This is a genomic window from Methylobacterium sp. WCS2018Hpa-22 (assembly GCF_031843785.1).
Classification (GTDB): Bacteria; Pseudomonadota; Alphaproteobacteria; order Rhizobiales; family Beijerinckiaceae; genus Methylobacterium.
The window spans coordinates 87,519-104,307 of sequence record NZ_JAVTJA010000006.1; the positions used below are offsets into that span (position 1 = coordinate 87,519).

Annotated in this window: 13 protein-coding genes; 11 read left to right on the plus strand and 2 right to left on the minus strand. The window is 66.5% G+C overall.

Annotation, left to right across the window (positions count from 1 at the left end):
* The first annotated feature begins 74 nt into the window (after positions 1-74).
* The gene (locus RQI43_RS09815; protein ID WP_311275131.1) at positions 75-1,544 is read left to right on the plus strand and encodes an AMP nucleosidase; all 1,470 of its coding nucleotides are present in this window, start codon (positions 75-77) and stop codon (positions 1,542-1,544) included.
* Between the two features lie 37 nt (positions 1,545-1,581).
* Here the strand turns inward: RQI43_RS09815 and RQI43_RS09820 are convergent, their stop codons facing one another.
* Positions 1,582-4,056, minus strand: a complete 2,475-nt coding sequence (locus RQI43_RS09820) for a PBP1A family penicillin-binding protein (protein ID WP_311275034.1) — start codon at positions 4,054-4,056, stop codon at positions 1,582-1,584.
* 436 nt (positions 4,057-4,492) lie between these two features.
* Positions 4,493-5,683 (minus strand): transglycosylase SLT domain-containing protein, encoded by a 1,191-nt coding sequence (locus RQI43_RS09825; RefSeq protein ID WP_311275035.1) that lies wholly within the window; start codon positions 5,681-5,683, stop codon positions 4,493-4,495.
* Between the two features lie 316 nt (positions 5,684-5,999).
* Here RQI43_RS09825 and RQI43_RS09830 point away from each other — a divergent pair, with 316 nt between their 5' ends.
* The 10 genes from RQI43_RS09830 (at position 6,000) to RQI43_RS09875 (ending at position 16,782) form a co-directional block, all read left to right on the plus strand.
* Positions 6,000-7,193 carry an inositol-3-phosphate synthase gene (locus RQI43_RS09830; RefSeq protein ID WP_056431348.1) on the plus strand — a complete coding sequence of 398 codons (1,194 nt, stop codon included), beginning with the start codon at positions 6,000-6,002 and terminating at the stop codon, positions 7,191-7,193.
* 23 nt (positions 7,194-7,216) lie between these two features.
* Complete coding sequence (locus RQI43_RS09835; RefSeq protein WP_311275132.1) at positions 7,217-8,113, plus strand: hypothetical protein; 897 nt, start codon at positions 7,217-7,219, stop codon at positions 8,111-8,113.
* 31 nt (positions 8,114-8,144) lie between these two features.
* A complete protein-coding gene (locus RQI43_RS09840) occupies positions 8,145-9,329 on the plus strand; it encodes a methyltransferase domain-containing protein (RefSeq protein WP_311275036.1) in 1,185 nt (394 codons plus the stop codon).
* A complete protein-coding gene (locus RQI43_RS09845; RefSeq protein ID WP_056431340.1) occupies positions 9,329-10,354 on the plus strand; it encodes a Gfo/Idh/MocA family protein in 1,026 nt (341 codons plus the stop codon). The genes RQI43_RS09840 and RQI43_RS09845 overlap by 1 nt, the downstream gene beginning before the upstream one ends.
* 179 nt (positions 10,355-10,533) lie before the next feature.
* Positions 10,534-12,120 (plus strand): YcaO-like family protein, encoded by a 1,587-nt coding sequence (locus RQI43_RS09850; RefSeq protein WP_311275037.1) that lies wholly within the window; start codon positions 10,534-10,536, stop codon positions 12,118-12,120.
* Entirely contained in the window at positions 12,117-12,962 is an 846-nt protein-coding gene (locus RQI43_RS09855; RefSeq protein WP_056431334.1) for a sugar phosphate isomerase/epimerase, read from the plus strand. Before RQI43_RS09850 ends, RQI43_RS09855 begins: the two co-directional genes overlap by 4 nt.
* Positions 12,959-14,182: a glycosyltransferase family 4 protein gene (locus tag RQI43_RS09860; RefSeq protein ID WP_311275038.1), complete on the plus strand. Its 1,224-nt coding sequence runs from the start codon at positions 12,959-12,961 to the stop codon at positions 14,180-14,182. The genes RQI43_RS09855 and RQI43_RS09860 overlap by 4 nt, the downstream gene beginning before the upstream one ends.
* Positions 14,183-14,184: 2 nt before the next feature.
* Positions 14,185-14,958 (plus strand): PIG-L family deacetylase, encoded by a 774-nt coding sequence (locus RQI43_RS09865; protein ID WP_311275039.1) that lies wholly within the window; start codon positions 14,185-14,187, stop codon positions 14,956-14,958.
* Positions 14,942-15,598, plus strand: coding sequence for a uracil-DNA glycosylase (locus RQI43_RS09870; RefSeq protein ID WP_311275040.1), 657 nt, complete (start codon positions 14,942-14,944; stop codon positions 15,596-15,598). The genes RQI43_RS09865 and RQI43_RS09870 overlap by 17 nt, the downstream gene beginning before the upstream one ends.
* Positions 15,599-15,723: 125 nt before the next feature.
* Positions 15,724-16,782, plus strand: coding sequence for a lysylphosphatidylglycerol synthase domain-containing protein (locus RQI43_RS09875; protein WP_311275041.1), 1,059 nt, complete (start codon positions 15,724-15,726; stop codon positions 16,780-16,782).
* Positions 16,783-16,789 lie beyond the last annotated feature (7 nt).

Here is a 16,789-nt window from a genome sequence, read left to right on the forward strand (position 1 = left end):
AATTCAATCTGCCCAACCACCTACGGGCCGAAGCCCTTCGAGGAGAGAGCGTGACCACCAGCGAATGGCGCCCGATGGAATCCGTGGGCGATGCCGAGACCGCCGTCGACCGCCTCGCCGCCTTGTACGCGGGTGCGATCCAGTCGCTCCAGACCGCCCTGACCCGCTATCTCGACGGGGGCGCCGCGCCGGACCATGCCGAGCGGCTTCAGTTCCGCTATCCCGAACTACGGATCACCTATCACCCCTCCGGGCCGATCCCGCGTTTTTCCCGCGCGACGGCGAAGTTCCAGTCTCCCGGCACCTACGCCACCACGGTGACGCAGCCGGCGCATTTCCGGCCGTATCTGCTGGAGCAGCTGACGCCCCTGGTGCGGGATTACGGCGCTACATTGGAAGTCGGCCTGAGCGCCCAGGAGATTCCCTATCCCTATGTGCTGGAGCCCGGCGCCAACCTCTCGGGCAGCGGGATCACGCCGCGCGACCTGGCGACCTACTTCCCCGTCCCGCTGCTCTCGGTGGTGGGTGACGAGATCGCCGACGGGCTCTGGGTCGCCCCGGCGGAGGAGCCGAAGCCTCTGGCGCTGTTCGACGCGATCCGGGTCGATTACTCCCTGCGCCGTCTCGTCCATTACACCGGCTGCGACTGGCGCGACGTCCAGCCGTGGATTCTGCTCACGAACTATCATCGCTACGTCGACGGCTTCATCCGGCACGGATTGGAGCAGCTCGCCAGCGGAAAGGATGGCTACGAGCGCATGATCCTGCCGGGCGGCATCACCGTCTCGCGGGCGGAGGCGGCGAGCATCGATCCGGCGGCCCTCATCGCCGCCTCGCCCTGGCACAAGTTCCAGATGCCGGCCTACCACCTCGTGGCGCGCGGCCCCGACGGGTCGATGCAGGGCACGACGTTGGTCAACATCGGCGTCGGCCCCTCCAACGCCAAGACGATCACCGACCATCTCGCGGTCCTGCGTCCGCATTGCTGGCTCATGGTCGGCCATTGCGGCGGGTTGCGGCAGTCGCAGACCATCGGCGACTACGTCCTCGCCCATGGCTATCTGCGCCGCGACCGCATCCTGGACGAGCTGGTTCCACCGGACGTGCCGGTGCCGGCCTTGGCCGAAGTCCAGCTGGCGCTCCAGGCCGCCGCCGCCAACGTCACCGGCGAGACCAGCGAGAACCTGAAGCGCCGCCTGCGCACGGGCACGGTGGTGACCTACGACGACCGGAACTGGGAGCTCCGCTTCAGCCAGGAGCGGCGGCGGATCAACCTGTCCCGCGCCATCGGCGTCGACATGGAGAGCGGCACCATCGCGGCGCAGGGCTACCGGCTGCGGGTTCCCTACGGCACGCTCCTCTGCGTCTCCGACAAGCCGCTCCATGGCGAGATCAAGCTGCCGGGCGCGGCGAACGCCTTCTACGAACGGGCAGTGGCCGAGCACCTGCTCATCGGCCTGTCCGCCCTCGATATCCTCCGTGCCGACCGCAACGGCCTGCATTCGCGCAAGCTGAGGAGCTTCGACGAGCCGCCGTTCCGCTGACCGGTCCCAGACGGGAAAAGTCGGCGGATCGCAGGTATCAGCGCTCGCGCCGCCACAGGCCGGCGCGCTCGGAGCGAGCCTGCTCCTCGGCGGCGAGAAGGTCCGATGGGGCATCCTCCGACGCGCGGGCACCGCCGGCCGTGAGGATCAACGATGCGAGGTCGTCGCCGTCGATCTGGCAGCGCAGGCCCGCAGGCTGGGCCTCGTCGACCGCGCCGTTGGCCGCCGGCTCGCAGACGACTTCGCGCCGGCGCAGGTAGCGTGCGAGCTGGCGTGCCAGGGCACCGCGTTCGCCATCGACGCCAAGGAGGCGCACCGTCCGGCCACGGAACGACAGGGTTCCGGTATCGATCACCTCCGGCACGCCGCGCAACGCTCCGGCGGCACTGGTCTCCTTGGCGGCGGGGGCCGGCTCGGCGCGGGCGGTGGAGGGGCGCTTGCGCCGCGACGCCATCTGGACGGTGGCGCGCTGGGTGAAATCCTTGAAGATCGCCGCCGGCAGGTCGCCGCCGCCGACCTTGTTCATCGAGGTATTGTCGTCGTTGCCGACCCAGACGCCGACGACGAGGTCCGGCGTCACCCCGACGAACCAGGCATCGCGGTAATCCTGCGTCGTCCCGGTCTTGCCGCCCACCGCGAGGTTGGTGATCCGCGCGGCCCGTCCGGTTCCGCTATCCACCACGGCCTGGAGCGAATCCAGCATCATCGCGCGGCTCTCGCCCGGCAGGGGCGTCGTCGGTTTGGAATCGGGGCGCAGGTAGAGCGGGTCTGGGCCGGGTCCGCGAATGGCATGGACGCCGTAGGTGTCGAGGGGCTGGGCGCTCGCCAGCACGCCGGCATAGGCTCGTGTCATCTCCAGCAGGGAGACTTCGGCCGAGCCGAGGGCGAGGCTCGGGACGTTGGGAAGATCGGACGTGACGCCGAGCTTGCGCGCGGTCTCGATCACCGAGGCCATGCCGATCTCGTCGGCCAGTTGTGCGGCGATGGTGTTGATCGATTGCGCGAAGGCCGTGCGGAGGGGGACCGCTCCACGGAAACGGCCGCTCGCATTCTGCGGCTCCCAATCGCCGATCTGGATCGGCCGGTCCACCAGCACCGTCTCCGGCGAGAGGCCCTTCTCATAGGCGGTGAGGTAGACGAACAGCTTGAACAGCGAGCCGGCCTGACGCTTGGCCTGGGTCGCCCGGTTGAACTGGCTGTCCTCGTAGTCGCGCCCGCCGACCATGGCGAGGATCGCGCCCTCCTTGTTCAGGACGACCATGGCGCCCTGGCTCGCCTTCTTCTTCGCCCCTTCCGCATCGAGCCGGCGGGCGACGACGCCCTCCGCCAGGCTCTGCAGATCGAGGTTCAGGGTGGTGCGCAGCGTGACGTCGCCGGGCGTGTCCGACAGACGCTTGGCGTCCGCCGACACCATGTCGAGGAAGTAATTAGTGCCCGGCGGAGTCTCGGGCGGTGTCCGCAGGGTGATCGTCTCGGCGCGGGCCTTGTCGGCCTCGGCGGCGGTGATCGCGCCGGTCTCGACCATGGTCTGCAGCACGATGTCGGCGCGCTCCTTGGCGCCGCCGAAATTGCGCGTCGGCGCCAGTTGCGACGGTGCGCGGACGAGGCCCGCCAGCATCGCCGCCTCGGGGAGCGTCAGCGCCTTCGCGCCCTTGCCGAAATAGCGCCGCGACGCGGCGTCGATGCCATAGGCGCCGGCCCCGAAATAGGCGGTGTTGAGATAGCCGAGGAGGATGTCCTCCTTCGACATCGTGCTCTCGACGCGCAGGGCCAGGAACGCCTCCTGGATCTTCCGGCGCAGCGTCTTCTCCTGGGTGAGGGAGGTGAGCCGGACATATTGCTGCGTGATGGTGGACGCGCCCTCGCGCACCCCGCCGCTCACGGTGTTGCGCCAGAGGGCCCGTGCCAGCCCGCGCGGATCGACTCCCCAATGCGAGTAGAAGCGCCGGTCCTCGATGGCGACCACGGCCTGGGCGAGATGGGCCGGCATGTCGGCCGCCGTGAGCTTCTGGCCCTGAAAGGCACCGCGCGTGGCGAAGACCCGTCCGTCATCCGCCTCCACCGTGAGGGCGCGCTGGCCGCCTTCCGGCACTACCCCACCGAGCGGCGGCAGGGTCGCGAAACTGTAGAGCACGAGGCAAGCGACGAAGACGACGGGGAGGGCGAGGGCCGCGAGGCCGGCGGCGAGGTAGGGCCGTTGCCGCAGACGGCCGCGCCAGCCCGATTGTGGCGTCTGCGCCGCCGGAGCGCTCCCTGCCGCAGGCGGAGTGTCCGTGCCGCTCGTCCGCGCGGAGGCGGCGCGTGCGGTGAGCCTCGCACCGAGGGTGCCGAGCGTTCGGCTCGCAGCGCGCGCCGCTGAAAGCAAGCCCCGCGCGAGGCCGCGTAAGGCCGTGACGAGAAGGAAGCCGAGATGCCTGAACAGGACGCGCGCCGCCTGTCCGGCTTCGCGGGCGGCGGTTCGGGCATCCGGCGTTTCGCCGGTCTTCGGCCGTTCCGGTTCTTGATCTGTCATCGGCCGCCGGTGGTCATCCAGGAGCACAGGTCCCGTCGGCTTACCGTCGGCGCTGGCTTGGCGGTTCTAGACCGGAAAGAACCTTCGACGCCATGCCAGAAGCGGCGTCGCCAGGGCTCCGAACTTGGGCAAAATGCAGAGACGTGCTCACCAGAGCTCTCTGAGGTTTGTCCCTCGCCGTCATTCCGGGTCGCCACAGGCGAGCCCGGACCCGGAGGGCCGCGCCAGAGGCGTGCAATCCAGAACCGCCGACGCTGCTATGTCGAGCACGTGTAGCGGCTCTGGATTCCGAGCTCCGCTGCGCGGCCCCGGAATGACGGAGGTGTGTTCATGAATGTCATGGCCTACCGCACTGGCCTGCGTTCGGACCCCCAGCGGCATCGCTCCGATTCAGCGGCCCGGTTCGCCGCCCGAGCGACGAATCTCGGCCGAAGCTTTATTCTCTCGGCAAGGCCTCGGTGACCTGCATCCGCCCGGTCGGGGCCGAAACGCGCAGGCTCGCATCGAGGAGGGCCGAGGCCTGGCTCGGATCGCTGTTCGTCTCCGGGGTGACGTCCTGGGTGCCGACCAGGGCGGTGACGCCTTCATACTGGTCGAGCCGGCGGTCGATCATGTCGCCGAGGCGCTCGCGAACTTCCGCGACGGTGAGGCTGCGGCGGTGCTTGCCGGCCTTCGCGGTGAAGAGGCTGCGGTTGGCGCGGGCGGCGGCGCGGAAAGCCTGCTTGGCCACGAGGTCCGGGTTGTCGTCGCTCAGCGTCAGGAACTTGCCGGCGCTCGACGTCCCGAGGAAATGGGCGAGATAGAGTTCGGAGGTCTTCAGTTCGCGGCCGATGCGCTGCTCGATACGGGCACGGTCGCGCTTGATCAGCTCGCCGGCCATCAGGGCCGCCACATAGGGGTCCTGCCGAAGGCGCAGCACGCGGGTGCGGGTAGCCTCGTCCTGGATCGTGATCGCGCTGCCGCGGCCGGTGATGGCGTTGGCCTCGGTCTCATAGCCGTAGCGGGCGCCATAAGTCCGCACCAGTTCGAGCCAGGTGGCGGAGAGGAACTGGAACAGGCCCTCGGCCGAAGAGGTCGAGGCCTTCACAGTGGTCGAGAAGCTCGATTCCTTGTCGGCCAGCGCCATCATGTAGACCGGATCGACCCCGGTCTCGGACGACGCCTTCAGGATTGTCTCGACGATGTCGCGCGGCACATTCATGTCGCCGAACCGAAGCACGTCCCGGCCGTCGCTCTCGCGGCTCTGGGGAAGCGAGGCGAGGTCGTTCTCGATCAGGCTGGCCGTCGCAGGTTCCTGGTCGAGGAGGGGAACCCCATCCCAATCCGTGGGTTTGTCGATTGTGGCCGCCGCGAAATCGTTGGCGACGTAGGCGCGGATGTCGATGCGGTCATGGGCGGTCGCTGCCGGCGCCAGTGCGCTCTGCGGCAAACCTGAGCCGAGCAGCAGGCCGATCGCGATCTTCGCGACGGTGAGTTTGGCCGATACCGTGGCGCTTGCCTTCTTCCTGCCGCGAAGGGAGCCGGGCTTCAGCCAAGCCACCGTCTCGTCACGATCCAGGGTCTCGTTAGGCACGAGACGGCACGCGTCGTCGGCGCGATGCGCCGGCTCCGGGAAAAGCCCCATCATTGTTCCTTGTTCGTGCCGCGGCTTTCTAGGACGCGGCTTCGATCAGTTCAGCGAGCGGACATCTCGCTGGGAGCTGTGACCACAATGGGACAGCTCCGTGATTCAAGCGTGGCACGCTTAAGGAACGGTTAAGGCTATGATTTAACGATATTTTAAGTATTCGTTCGGGCGCGGTTCAGCGTGGCCGCGTCAAAAAGGCATTCTGGCCGGGGTTGGAACGAAGGCTCCGTAGCCCAGTTACGATGGTCCCAGAGGGCGATCTCGAAATATCGACGAGACACGCCCCGATGGACCCATTGAAGGAAGCCTTTTTCCAATGAGCATGCAGACCGGTCGCCGCGTCGGCGTTGCCTTCGTCGGTATGGGTGGCGCCGTCGCCACCACCGCCATCGCCGGCATCGAGATGATCAAATCTGGTTCGAACCGCCTCGACGGATTGCCCCTCGCGGGCCTCTCGGTCGCGGGATTGGCCGATTACAAGGATCTCGTCTTTGGCGGCTGGGATCTCAACGACGACGATCTCGCCTCCGCCGCCACCGGCCACGGCGTGCTCACCAAGCAGGATATCGAGAACGGCGCCCAGGTGCTGAAGGGCATCAAGCCCTGGCCGGCTGTCGGCAGCGCCAAGTTCTGCAAGAACATCGAGGGTGCCAACCGCATCGTCGCCGCCGATCACCGCGAGGCGGTCTCCGTCATCGCGAACGACCTTCGTCGTTTTCGTCTGGAGAGCAATCTCGACGAAGTCGTCGTGATCAACCTCGCCTCCACGGAACGCTGGCCCAACCTGGATGCGCCCGCACTGAACTCCCGCGAAGCTTTCGAGAAGGGTCTCGATTCCAGCGACGAGGCGATCAGCCCGGCGATGCTCTACGCCTATGCGGCGATCCAGAGCGGCGTCCCCTACGCCAACTTCACCCCGAGCGTGGCCGCCGACATCCCTGCTTTGCTCGAACTCGCCCGCGAGAACGGCGTGCCGTTGGCGGGCAAGGACGGTAAGACCGGCCAGACCATGATGAAGACCGTCCTGGCGCCGGCCCTCAAGGCTCGCGCCCTCCACGTGGATGGTTGGTTCTCCACCAACATCCTCGGCAACCGCGACGGTCTCGCCCTGAACGACAAGGATTCGCTCCAGTCGAAGCTCAACACCAAGGGTACGGTGCTGGATTCGATCCTCGGCTATCCGGTCGAGGACCATCTGGTCCACATCCACTATTACCGTCCGCGCGGTGACGACAAGGAAGCCTGGGACAATATCGACGTCACCGGCTTCCTCGGTCAGCGGATGCAGATCAAGGTCAACTTCCTCTGCAAGGATTCCATCCTGGCCGCACCCCTGGTCATCGAGATCGCTCGCGTGCTCGACCTCGCCAAGAAGCGCGGCGAGAGCGGCCCGCAGGAGCAACTCTCCTCGTTCTTCAAGGCGCCCATGGTCGCCAACGGCCACGGACCCGAGCACGATTTCGGCAAGCAGCAGCACATGCTGCTCGAGTGGCTCGGCGGCCAGCAATGATCACGTCCGATACGGGGGGCGGCATGGCCGCCCCCTTCGCGCTGCGCGAGGTGTTCGTCGAACTCAACGACCTTAAGCGCGTGCATTCCGCCGGCCGCATCGGCTCCATCGCCGAGCGGCTGTTCGCCCAAGGGTGGTCGGCGCTGACGGGCGGTGCCGATCCCGAGACGGTCGCCATCGACATCACCGCCAAGGCGCTCGCGGCCTCCCGCCTCTGCGACCTCGATGCCGCTTTTCTCGCCTCCGCCGGTCTGGCCGAGGCGGAAATCGGCGACGTTCTGACGTCCGGACTCGACGCCGTCACCGCAACGGTCGACCCCGAACTGAAGCGGCGTATGGCCGTCGCGTTGCGCTCGAACGAGGGGTTGCATGGCGGTCCTTTGCCCGCCTTCGTGGCGGCACTGAGCCACCAGCCGCGCGCCGGCGTGACCTGTCCCGGCAAGCCTCGCATCCTGCTCGAGCCGCCCGAGAACCATGCCGAACATTGCCTGATGGTTGCGGTCTACGGCGTCGTCCTCAGCCCCTTTTACCGGGCTGATCCCACGCTGGTTTTCCTGGCGGCCATGAGCCACCACTTCCACAACGCGGCAATGCCCGACGCCGGCTTCACCGGCGAAATGCTGCTCGGCGACCACCTCGCTCCGATCATGGCGCGGACCACCCAATGGGCTCTCGACGAGTTGGACGCCCCCTTGCGCGAGACCATCGAGCGGGCGCGTGCCATCCTGCCCGACGATGCGACGGCCGAGGGCAGGGCTTTTCACGCCGCCGATTGCATCGACCGGGTTCTGCAGATTTCACAGCACCTTAGGGCCGCATCGCTGACCATGGACACCGTGCTGGTGGAGATGGAACTGGTCCATGCCGGTCCGGTGAAGGGCTTCCACGACCGGGTCCTCAGGGACATGCGGATTCCGTGATGGTTCGTCGCTGCATGACGGGACATCACAGATGATCCCGTTCGAACTCCTTTCCCCGGAGACGGGGAACGCGCTCAAAGCCGATACGCCGCATTCCCTCCGCGACGTCGTCACCGGTGAGCGCTGGCCGGTCATCGACGGGATTCCCTATCTGCGAATTGGCCGCTTGGAGCTTCTGGGCGCGACGCTGGACCTGCTCGATCGGGATAAACACGAACTGGCACTGGAGGGTCTGCTCGCCGATCAGGACGATTGGTGGACCGGCCCGCCAGCAGATCCCCTCGATCTTCATGCTCTTGTGCGGGATCGTGACAGGACGAGCCTGCGGGACGCAGTGCGGTTGCTCGGCTGGGGCAGAGTCGGCGACTATTTCCTGCATCGCTGGACCGATCCGACCTTTCTCGCTGGCTTGACGTTACTCGAAGCGCATTGGAACGGCCCCGTTTGCGCATTCGAATTCGCATGCGGCATTGGCCATTACCTCCGCGAGATGCAGATGCGCGGCGTCAAGGTAGCCGGGGCCGATGTCGTTTTCGCCAAGCTCTGGGTCGCCCGGCACTGGGTCGTCGGCGAGAGGGCGCAGCTCGTCTGTTTCGATGCTGCGTCACCGCACTGGCCGATCCCCGGCGCACCCGTCGATCTCGTGGTGTGCAACGACGCTTTCTACTTCCTCGATGACAAGCCCGGCATTCTCGAATGCCTTCGGCACAATGCCGGCGACGATGGTTGGCTCGTTCTCAGCCACATTCACAATGCCGAGCGGCCCGGCTTCTCGGCCGGTCGCGCGGTCTCGGCCGAGGAGATCGAGGACCTGTTTCCCGATGCCCTCGTCTATGATGACGACGAACTCACCCGTGCCCTCGTGGAGAAGCGCGCGCCCTCGCCACAGCGGCCGTCCGACCTTCGCCATGTGGAAGCGTTCTCGGTGGTCGCCGGTGCAGGGATGCGGCCTGCACCCCGCGCCATCCTCGACGGACTGACATGGCCCCATGAAGGGACGTCGCTCCGGCTGAACCCCCTCTATGAGCCCGATCCTTCCGGCGGCTACGTGGTCGCATGGCCCTCGGATCGCTACGAAGCCGAATATGCCCCCAGGGTCACCTATCCGCTTCGCTCGGAAGGCCCGGAGACCCTCGACTGGGTCGGGGGCGAGCAATCGCCGCACGAGGATCGCGTCCGCCGCCGTGAATTCGTCGACCTGCCGGAGCGCTGGTGATGGGTGATTCCATCGGATGGGGCATCGTCGGCTACGGCTGGGTGGCACGGGATTACATGGCTCCGGGCATCCGCGCTGCGGGTCATCGGCTCGTGGCCGTGTCCGATCCCGGAGAAGCTTCGCGCGCCGCTGCCGAGCGAGAAGGCGCGCGTGCTCATCCTGACCTGGCCGGATTGCTGGCCGAGCCGGAGGTCGAGGCCGTCTATGTGGCGACCCCCAATCACCTCCACCGTGAGGCGGTCGAGGCCTTGGCGGCATCTGGCAAGGCCGTGCTGTGCGAGAAACCGATGGCGGCCTCGCTCTCCGATGCCGAGGCCATGGTCGCGGCTGTGCGAAATGGCGGCATCTTCTACGGCACGGCCTTCGACCAGCGCCATCATCCGGCCCACCGGGCCATGCGCACCGCGATCCGCGACGGGCGCATCGGCGCCGTGACAACCATCCGCATCGTCTATGCCTGCTGGCTCGATCGGGCTTGGACCTCGTTCGCCGGCCAGGACAATTGGCGTATCGACCCGCTTAAAGCGGGCGGCGGCGCGCTGATGGATCTGGCTCCTCACGGCATCGATCTCGTCGATTTTCTTCTCGATGAGTCGATCGAGGATATCGCCGCTCTGACGCAGGCAAGGGCGCAGGACTACGCTGTCGATGACGGCGCGCTCCTCATCGGCCGCACCGGCTCCGGCATCCTCGCCAACCTGCACGTCGCCTATAATTGCCCGGATGCCCTGCCGCGTCGCCGTCTCGAAGTCATTGGCACCGGTGGCGCGCTCACGGCCGTCGATACGATGGGACAGGTGGCCGGAGGCACACTTTTCATCACCGATGGTGCGAGTGGGCAGACCGAGCCAGTCGCCTTCGATGCCGAGGCCTCGCCCTTTCTCGAGCAGGTTCGTGCCTTCGGCTCTGCCCTGCGCCGACCCGCCGAGCGCGACGCATACAGCGCTGAGCGCGACCTCCACACGATGCGGCTGCTGACGCGGGCTTATGCTGGCTGTCGGAGTGCCCGGGTCAACGAGGACTAGATCGGGACGCAACCCTTCTTCCTAACGTGGTCTCATCCTGAAGGTGCTGCCAAGCTGCTTCGAAGGACTTTTCCCAGGATCACCCTCGGCCCTGGGAGCCCTTTCGAAATCGCAGCTTGGCTGGGGCACTGCGGGGTGAGGTCGGCGGTTGGATTACCTGAACCTGAGGGACGATCGACGTGAGCGAACACGACCAGGACGCCAGGGCGCGTGACCCGCGCATCAAGGCCCCCCGTCCCTACACCTACGGCGGGCCACGCATCATCGAGGGTCTGCCAGCGTCTTTGCCGGAGCCGGTGCGTGCCTATTTCGACATTCTTCCGAAGGGGCGCATCGTCGGCTTCCCTCTGGCCCCTCTCGACCGGACGGGTATTCCGGTCTGGTTCGTCTCATTGTTCCTCGACGATCCGTTCTTTATCGGCGCCATGCCGAGCGGCATCGGCTACGGCGCCACCGATGACGAGGCGCTCATCGGCGCGGTCGCGGAGATCGCCGAAAATCTGATGCCGTCGCTCGCGGTGATGCCGCGCAAGAAGGAACGGGGCTCCTACAACGACCTCGCCAAGGTCTTTGGCGCCGCGGCGGTGGCGGACCCGCTCACCCTGTGCCTGCCCGCCGGTTCCCCGGTCGGCCGGAACACGGTTCTGGAATGGACGCCGAGCGTCCGGCCGCGCACCGGCGAAACCGTGCTGATGCCCCTCGACATCGCGGCCACCGATTATTTCGAGCTGTCGGAAGGCTACAAGCCTTTCACCAACCTGATCACGAACGGTCTCGGCGCCGGGCCGGACGTCGATTTCGCCCTGGGCCACGGCCTGCTCGAACTGCTTCAGCGTGACGGCAACGGATTGCTGTTCCGCGCCCTCGACCAGGGCGTCATGCTCGATCTCGACGGGATCGGTCCCGAGAACAGGGCGATGCTCGAGCGTCTCGACGATCTCGGTATCCGCGCGCTGCCGAAATTCGCCACCGACCAGTTCGGTCTCACGAATATCTATGTCGTCGGCTACGACAGGAATCCCGCCGATGCGCCGGTCCCCGTCGCCCTCTCTGCCTGTGGCGAAGCCTGCGACCCGGACCGCGAGCGGGCCCTCCGCAAGGCACTCCTTGAATTCCAGGCGGCCCGCGTTCGTAAGGCCTTCGGGCATGGTCCCCTGAGCTTCGCTGAGCGGGTGACGCCGCCGGGCTACGTCCAGGCTTTCATCCAGAAGGCACTGCCGAGCCTCGATCTGGAAGAGAGCCGTGCCCTAAGGGCAATGCTGGAATGGATCGTCCTGCCGCCTGAGGGCCTGCGCGACGTCCTGAAGGACAGTGTCTATTCCGAGCGAAGCACGAAGGCCTTCACCGATCTGCCGACCGCCCCGGCACCGGATGGCCATGCACGCGGCCGCATCGCCCGCGAACGTCTCGAAGCGTCGGGTTTCGACGTTCTCTATGTCGACTGCTCGCCGCCGGGTGGTGGCGTCGGCGTGGTCAAGGCGATCGTGCCGGGGCTGGAGGTCGAGACGATGAGCTATCACCGCATCGGCGAGCGCAACACCGCCAAGCTCATCGAGCGGGATCACCCGCTGATTTCATTCGGCGAGCCCAGCGAAACGAGGCTGCCCGTGCGGCTTACGCCCGAAGCGATCGAGCGTCTCGGCGGCCAGCCGCTCTTCGACGTCGCGTTGGCGGACGAAATCGTCGGGCGCCATTACCCGCTCTATCGCGAGCCGGAATCGCACCACGCGCCGTTCCGTCTCGAGCAGCAGGGACGCGCCGCATGAGTCTGCGCTTCGCCTACAACACCAACGGTACGGCCAACCATCGCCTGGACGACGCCATCGATCTCATCGCCGATGCCGGCTATCAGGGCGTGGCGCTCACCCTCGACATCCATCATCTCGATCCGTTCTCGGAGAATTGGATCCAGGAGGCCCAGCGCCTGTCGAGCCGCCTTCAAAGGCTCGGCCTCGGGAGCGTCATCGAGACGGGTGCCCGCTTCCTCCTCGACCCCAAGGCCAAGCACGAGCCGACCTTGGTAAGCGGCGACGCTTCCGGCCGCGCGAGGCGCATCGGTTTCCTGAAGCGCGCGGTGGACATCGCCGTCATCCTGCATTCCGAAGCGGTTTCGTTCTGGGCCGGCGTGCCCAAACCCGGCATCGATCGTGATGAGGCCCGGCTCTGGCTCGGCGAGGGCATCGCCGAGATTGTCGCCTATGCTGCGGAGCAGGGTATCGTCGCCTGCCTGGAGCCCGAGCCGGGCATGCTGATCGAGACCCTCGACGATTTTGCCGACCTGAAAATCGAAGGCCTCAGGCTTGCTCTCGATACCGGTCATTGCCTCGTCACGGGCGAGCGAGACCCGGCCCTGGCCGTAGCGGAATTCGCCGACCGCATCGGCACCGTGGCGATCGAGGACATGGCGCGCGGAGAGCATATCCATCTGCCCTTCGGCGAGGGCGACATGGATGTCCCGAGCGTCCTCGACGCCCTCGACGGCATCGGATTCCAGCGCCTCGTCTGCGTCGAACTCTCCCGCGAGAGCCACCGCGCCGATGTGATGGTGCCGATATCGCTCGATTACCTGCGGACCTGCCGCAACCACAAAGCCGAGGTGAGCGCGTGAGGATCTGCTTCGTCAGCCGCCGTTATTTTCCGGCGATCTCAGGCATGAGCGTCTACGCGCAGAACCTTCTGCGCGAACTCGTGGCCGCCGGCCATGACGTGACGATGGTCAGCCAGTACCGGGGCGACGCGTTCGGCACTCGCGTCTATGGCGGTGGGCCACCGCCATCCGTGCCGGGCGTACGCGTCATCGGCCTCGAACAGGTGGGCGAGCAGACGAACGGCGATTTCGAGCGCGACATCGACACGATGGTCGAGACCATCGTGTCAGAGCATCGCGAACGGCCGTTCGACGTGCTCCATGCGCAGTACGGCTATCCGACCGGCTGGGCGACGCTACTGGCCTCGAAGCGGATCGGAATTCCCAACGTCGTCTCGATCCAGGGGGGCGATGGCCACTGGGTCGGCTCCTGTTGCGAGACCCATCGCATCGCCATGTGCGAAGTGCTGGCCCATGCCAACGCCCTCCTCATCGGTGGCCGCTCCTTCGTGGGGGAGGTCTGCGACCGGCTGGGTTCCGACCCGGACCGCTTCACCATTGTACCCGGCGCCGTCGATACGGCGCGCTTCACGCCCGGTGTCCCCGGGTATGCGGGGCCGGTGCGACTGTTCTATCATGGTCGCGTCGATCGCCGGAAAGGCGTGCTCGACTTCATCGACGCCCTGGGTCTGTTGCGCGCGCGCGGAGTCCCGCTCGAGACGACGATCTCCGGCATCGGGCCGGACGCGGATTCCTCGAAGGCACGCGCCGCTGAATTGAACTTTTCCGAGGCCGAAATCCGCTTCACCGGCTACGCCGATTACGACACCGTACCCGACCTCTACCGCCAGGCGGATGTCTTCGTCTCGCCGACTTATGCGGAGGGTTTCTCCAACACGATCCTCGAGGCCATGGCGGCGGGGCTCGCCGTGGTCTCCACCCATGCGGTGGGCGTGTCCGACTGCCTGCGCGACGGCGAAAACGGCCTCCTGGTACAGCCCGGCGACGTGGCTTCTCTAGCGGATGCGCTTCAGCGCGTCATTGAGGACAAGAGCTTGCGCCAGCGGCTTGCAGCGGACGGGCTCGATGAATGCCGCCGCGTCTATTCCTGGACCGCCGTCGGTCGCCAGATCATGGACATCTATGCCGAAGTGGTCGGCCAGCGGCCGCATACGACGTTCGATGAGGTTCTGCCACACGATCCGAACTGCCGCTTCCGCGCAGAACCGCATCTGCTCTGACCATGCCCGTCGCCCTCGCACTCTCGCCTCATCTTGATGACGCCGCCTTCTCCTGTGGCGGCACTCTGGCAACGCTGGCCGATGCCGGCTGGACGATCGTAATGGCGACGATCTTCACCGCCTCCGTCCCCGATCCCAAAGGCTTCGCGCTCGCTTGCCAGACCGACAAGGGTCTAGGTCCGGAGGTCGACTACATGTCGCTTCGGCGGGCCGAGGATCGACGAGCAGCAGAGGCGCTCGGCATCGCTCCTCCTTTGCATCTCCCGTTCCGCGAGGCCCCCCATCGCGGTTACGGCGCGCCCGCTTACCTTTTTGCCGCGCCAAGGGATGACGATGACATCGTCGGTGCGCTCGCCGATACGGTCTCCGCACTTATCAAAGACGTGTCGCCCGATCTCATATTCGCCCCTCAATCTGTGGGCGGCCATGTCGATCACGTCCAGCTAGTCCGGGCCATTGGTCACGTGGCGGGGGATGCGCCCATCCTGTGGTGGCGGGATTTCCCCTACACGGTGCGTCATACGCAGCCGCAGGAGCCGTTTGGGTCCCGCTTCGCCAAATTGCCCGAGCACGCGGTTCACTATTGTGCGAGCGCGGAAGAGAAGAAGGCGCTCGCCTGCGCTGCCTACGCCACCCAACTCGGATACCAGTTCGGCGGCGTCGAGGGTCTGCTGCGTCGGCTCGCAGATGAGGCACGGTCAGAGCGGTTCCGACTAGCGGGCGTGCTCCCCTTGCAAGCCGCCGTGTTGTTCGAGGATCATGCTGCCGTTTCCTGAACCGACCCGGCCCAGGAGCTTGGCCGATCCGGAGCAGGTCGCTATCCGCCGCTCACTCCTGGAGGCTGATCGCTTCATTCCCCTGCGACGCCTGGCGCGGTCGGTCGCCATCGAACGATCGGCGGAGGTGCCGGATCCCGATCCGCTCGATGGCGGTACGGAAGCACGGCTCCTCCTTCTCCTCGAAACACCGGGCCCCGGCATCGGCCGTACCGGCTTCGTCTCCCGTGACAACCCCACCGGGACCGCCGCCAACCTGTTCCGCTTCATGGCGGAGGCTGGCATCGCTCGGCGTGAGAGCCTCATCTGGAACGCAGTACCCTGGGTCATCCACGCGCCGGGAGCCGTCAACCGTGCTCCACGGAAAGCCGAGATTGCGACGGCCACCACCTATCTCGCTTCCGTCATCGAGATGCTTCCGGCACTCGAGGTCGTTGTCCTCGCCGGCCGTGTTGCTGGTCTGTCGCGTGAAACGCTCCGGCGCCTGCGGCCGGTGATACCGCTCATCGCCGTCCCGCATCCGAGCCCAACCTACGTTTGCACGTCGCCAGAGGTCTCCCAACGGATCGCTCTCGGGCTTAGCGAGGCAGCTGCGATCCTGCGGGGGATCTCTTCGTCACCAACTCAAGAGGGCAGATGACTGGCCTTCCGGACACAAAGACCCTAAATGCCGGGTCACGGGCCGCGGTCCGGCAAAAGCTCGGTCCCGTTCCACGCCGCCGTCGAGGTTGGTCGGGAAGGCCGGCGGAGGCGGACGCCGACGACATGAATTTTGCGGGAGAGCATCAGCGGCGCGCCGAATCCGATGCGGCCAGCGCCTTGGCGACGTCCGAGGCCGAAGATTGCGCGCCGCCCGTGCCCAAGCGCTCCTACAAGAACCGATACGCTTGGCTGGGCACCGCTGCCAGCATCGTCATCTTCGCCGTGTCGCTCGGCGTGCTGTGGAAGCTCTCTCAGCAGGTCACCTGGGCCGAATTGCACGCGGCTTTGACGGCGGCGACCGGGGAACAGCTCGGCCTGGCCTTCCTGTTCGTCGGGGTGAGCTATCTCTTCCTCACCTGCTATGACGCTCTCGCCCTCCGCCAACTCAAGATCAAAGTCCCCTACAGGACGACCGCGCTCGCCTCGTTTACCAGCTACGCCGTGAGCTTCACCCTGGGGTTCCCACTCCTGACAGCGGGGACGATCCGCTATTGGATCTACTCGAAGAAGGGGTTGAGTGCGTCGAAGATCGCGGCGCTCACCGTTATTGCCGGCTTTACGTTCTGGCTTGGCATGGGCGTCGTCCTTGGGCTCAGCCTCGTCGCCGAGGCCGGACAGTTGGCGGCGCTGACCTTCACCAGCATACGCCTCAACCAGGGCGTAGGCTTCGCGGCCCTGCTCATGGTGTTTGGCTATCTCGGCTGGGTCTCGCTCAAGCGCCGCCACGTGAGGGTGAAAGGCTGGTCCCTGGAGCTTCCCGGCGCGACGGTGTCCATGAGCCAGATGGTGGTGGGCATCGGCGATGTCTGCGCGGCAGCGGCCACGCTCTACGTCCTGCTTCCGGCGGGTTCGACCATCGGTTTCACGACTTTCGTCGGCGTCTACGTGCTAGCGGCCATGCTCGGTATCGCCTCGAACGCGCCGGGCGGGCTCGGCGTGTTCGAGGCCACGATCCTCCTCGCCCTGTCGAGCCTGCCACGGGATCAGGTCCTCGGCTCGCTGCTGCTGTTTCGGGTTTGCTACTACCTCGTCCCCTTCGTCGTCGCCCTGGCGATGCTTGGATTCTACGAGATCGTCCGGCGTATGCGCGAATCGTCTCCTTCAGCGTCCGACGAGTCCTGAGCAATGT

Bases quoted from the DNA above. Each gene is read 5' to 3' on its own strand.
- RQI43_RS09815 (WP_311275131.1), top strand. From the start codon at position 75: ATGGAATCCGTGGGCGATGCCGAGACCGCCGTCGACCGCCTCGCCGCC.
- RQI43_RS09820 (WP_311275034.1), bottom strand. From the start codon at position 4,056: ATGACAGATCAAGAACCGGAACGGCCGAAGACCGGCGAAACGCCGGAT.
- RQI43_RS09825 (WP_311275035.1), bottom strand. From the start codon at position 5,683: ATGATGGGGCTTTTCCCGGAGCCGGCGCATCGCGCCGACGACGCGTGC.
- RQI43_RS09830 (WP_056431348.1), top strand. From the start codon at position 6,000: ATGAGCATGCAGACCGGTCGCCGCGTCGGCGTTGCCTTCGTCGGTATG.
- RQI43_RS09835 (WP_311275132.1), top strand. From the start codon at position 7,217: ATGGCCGCCCCCTTCGCGCTGCGCGAGGTGTTCGTCGAACTCAACGAC.
- RQI43_RS09840 (WP_311275036.1), top strand. From the start codon at position 8,145: ATGATCCCGTTCGAACTCCTTTCCCCGGAGACGGGGAACGCGCTCAAA.
- RQI43_RS09845 (WP_056431340.1), top strand. From the start codon at position 9,329: ATGGGTGATTCCATCGGATGGGGCATCGTCGGCTACGGCTGGGTGGCA.
- RQI43_RS09855 (WP_056431334.1), top strand. From the start codon at position 12,117: ATGAGTCTGCGCTTCGCCTACAACACCAACGGTACGGCCAACCATCGC.
- RQI43_RS09865 (WP_311275039.1), top strand. From the start codon at position 14,185: ATGCCCGTCGCCCTCGCACTCTCGCCTCATCTTGATGACGCCGCCTTC.
- RQI43_RS09870 (WP_311275040.1), top strand. From the start codon at position 14,942: ATGCTGCCGTTTCCTGAACCGACCCGGCCCAGGAGCTTGGCCGATCCG.
- RQI43_RS09875 (WP_311275041.1), top strand. From the start codon at position 15,724: ATGAATTTTGCGGGAGAGCATCAGCGGCGCGCCGAATCCGATGCGGCC.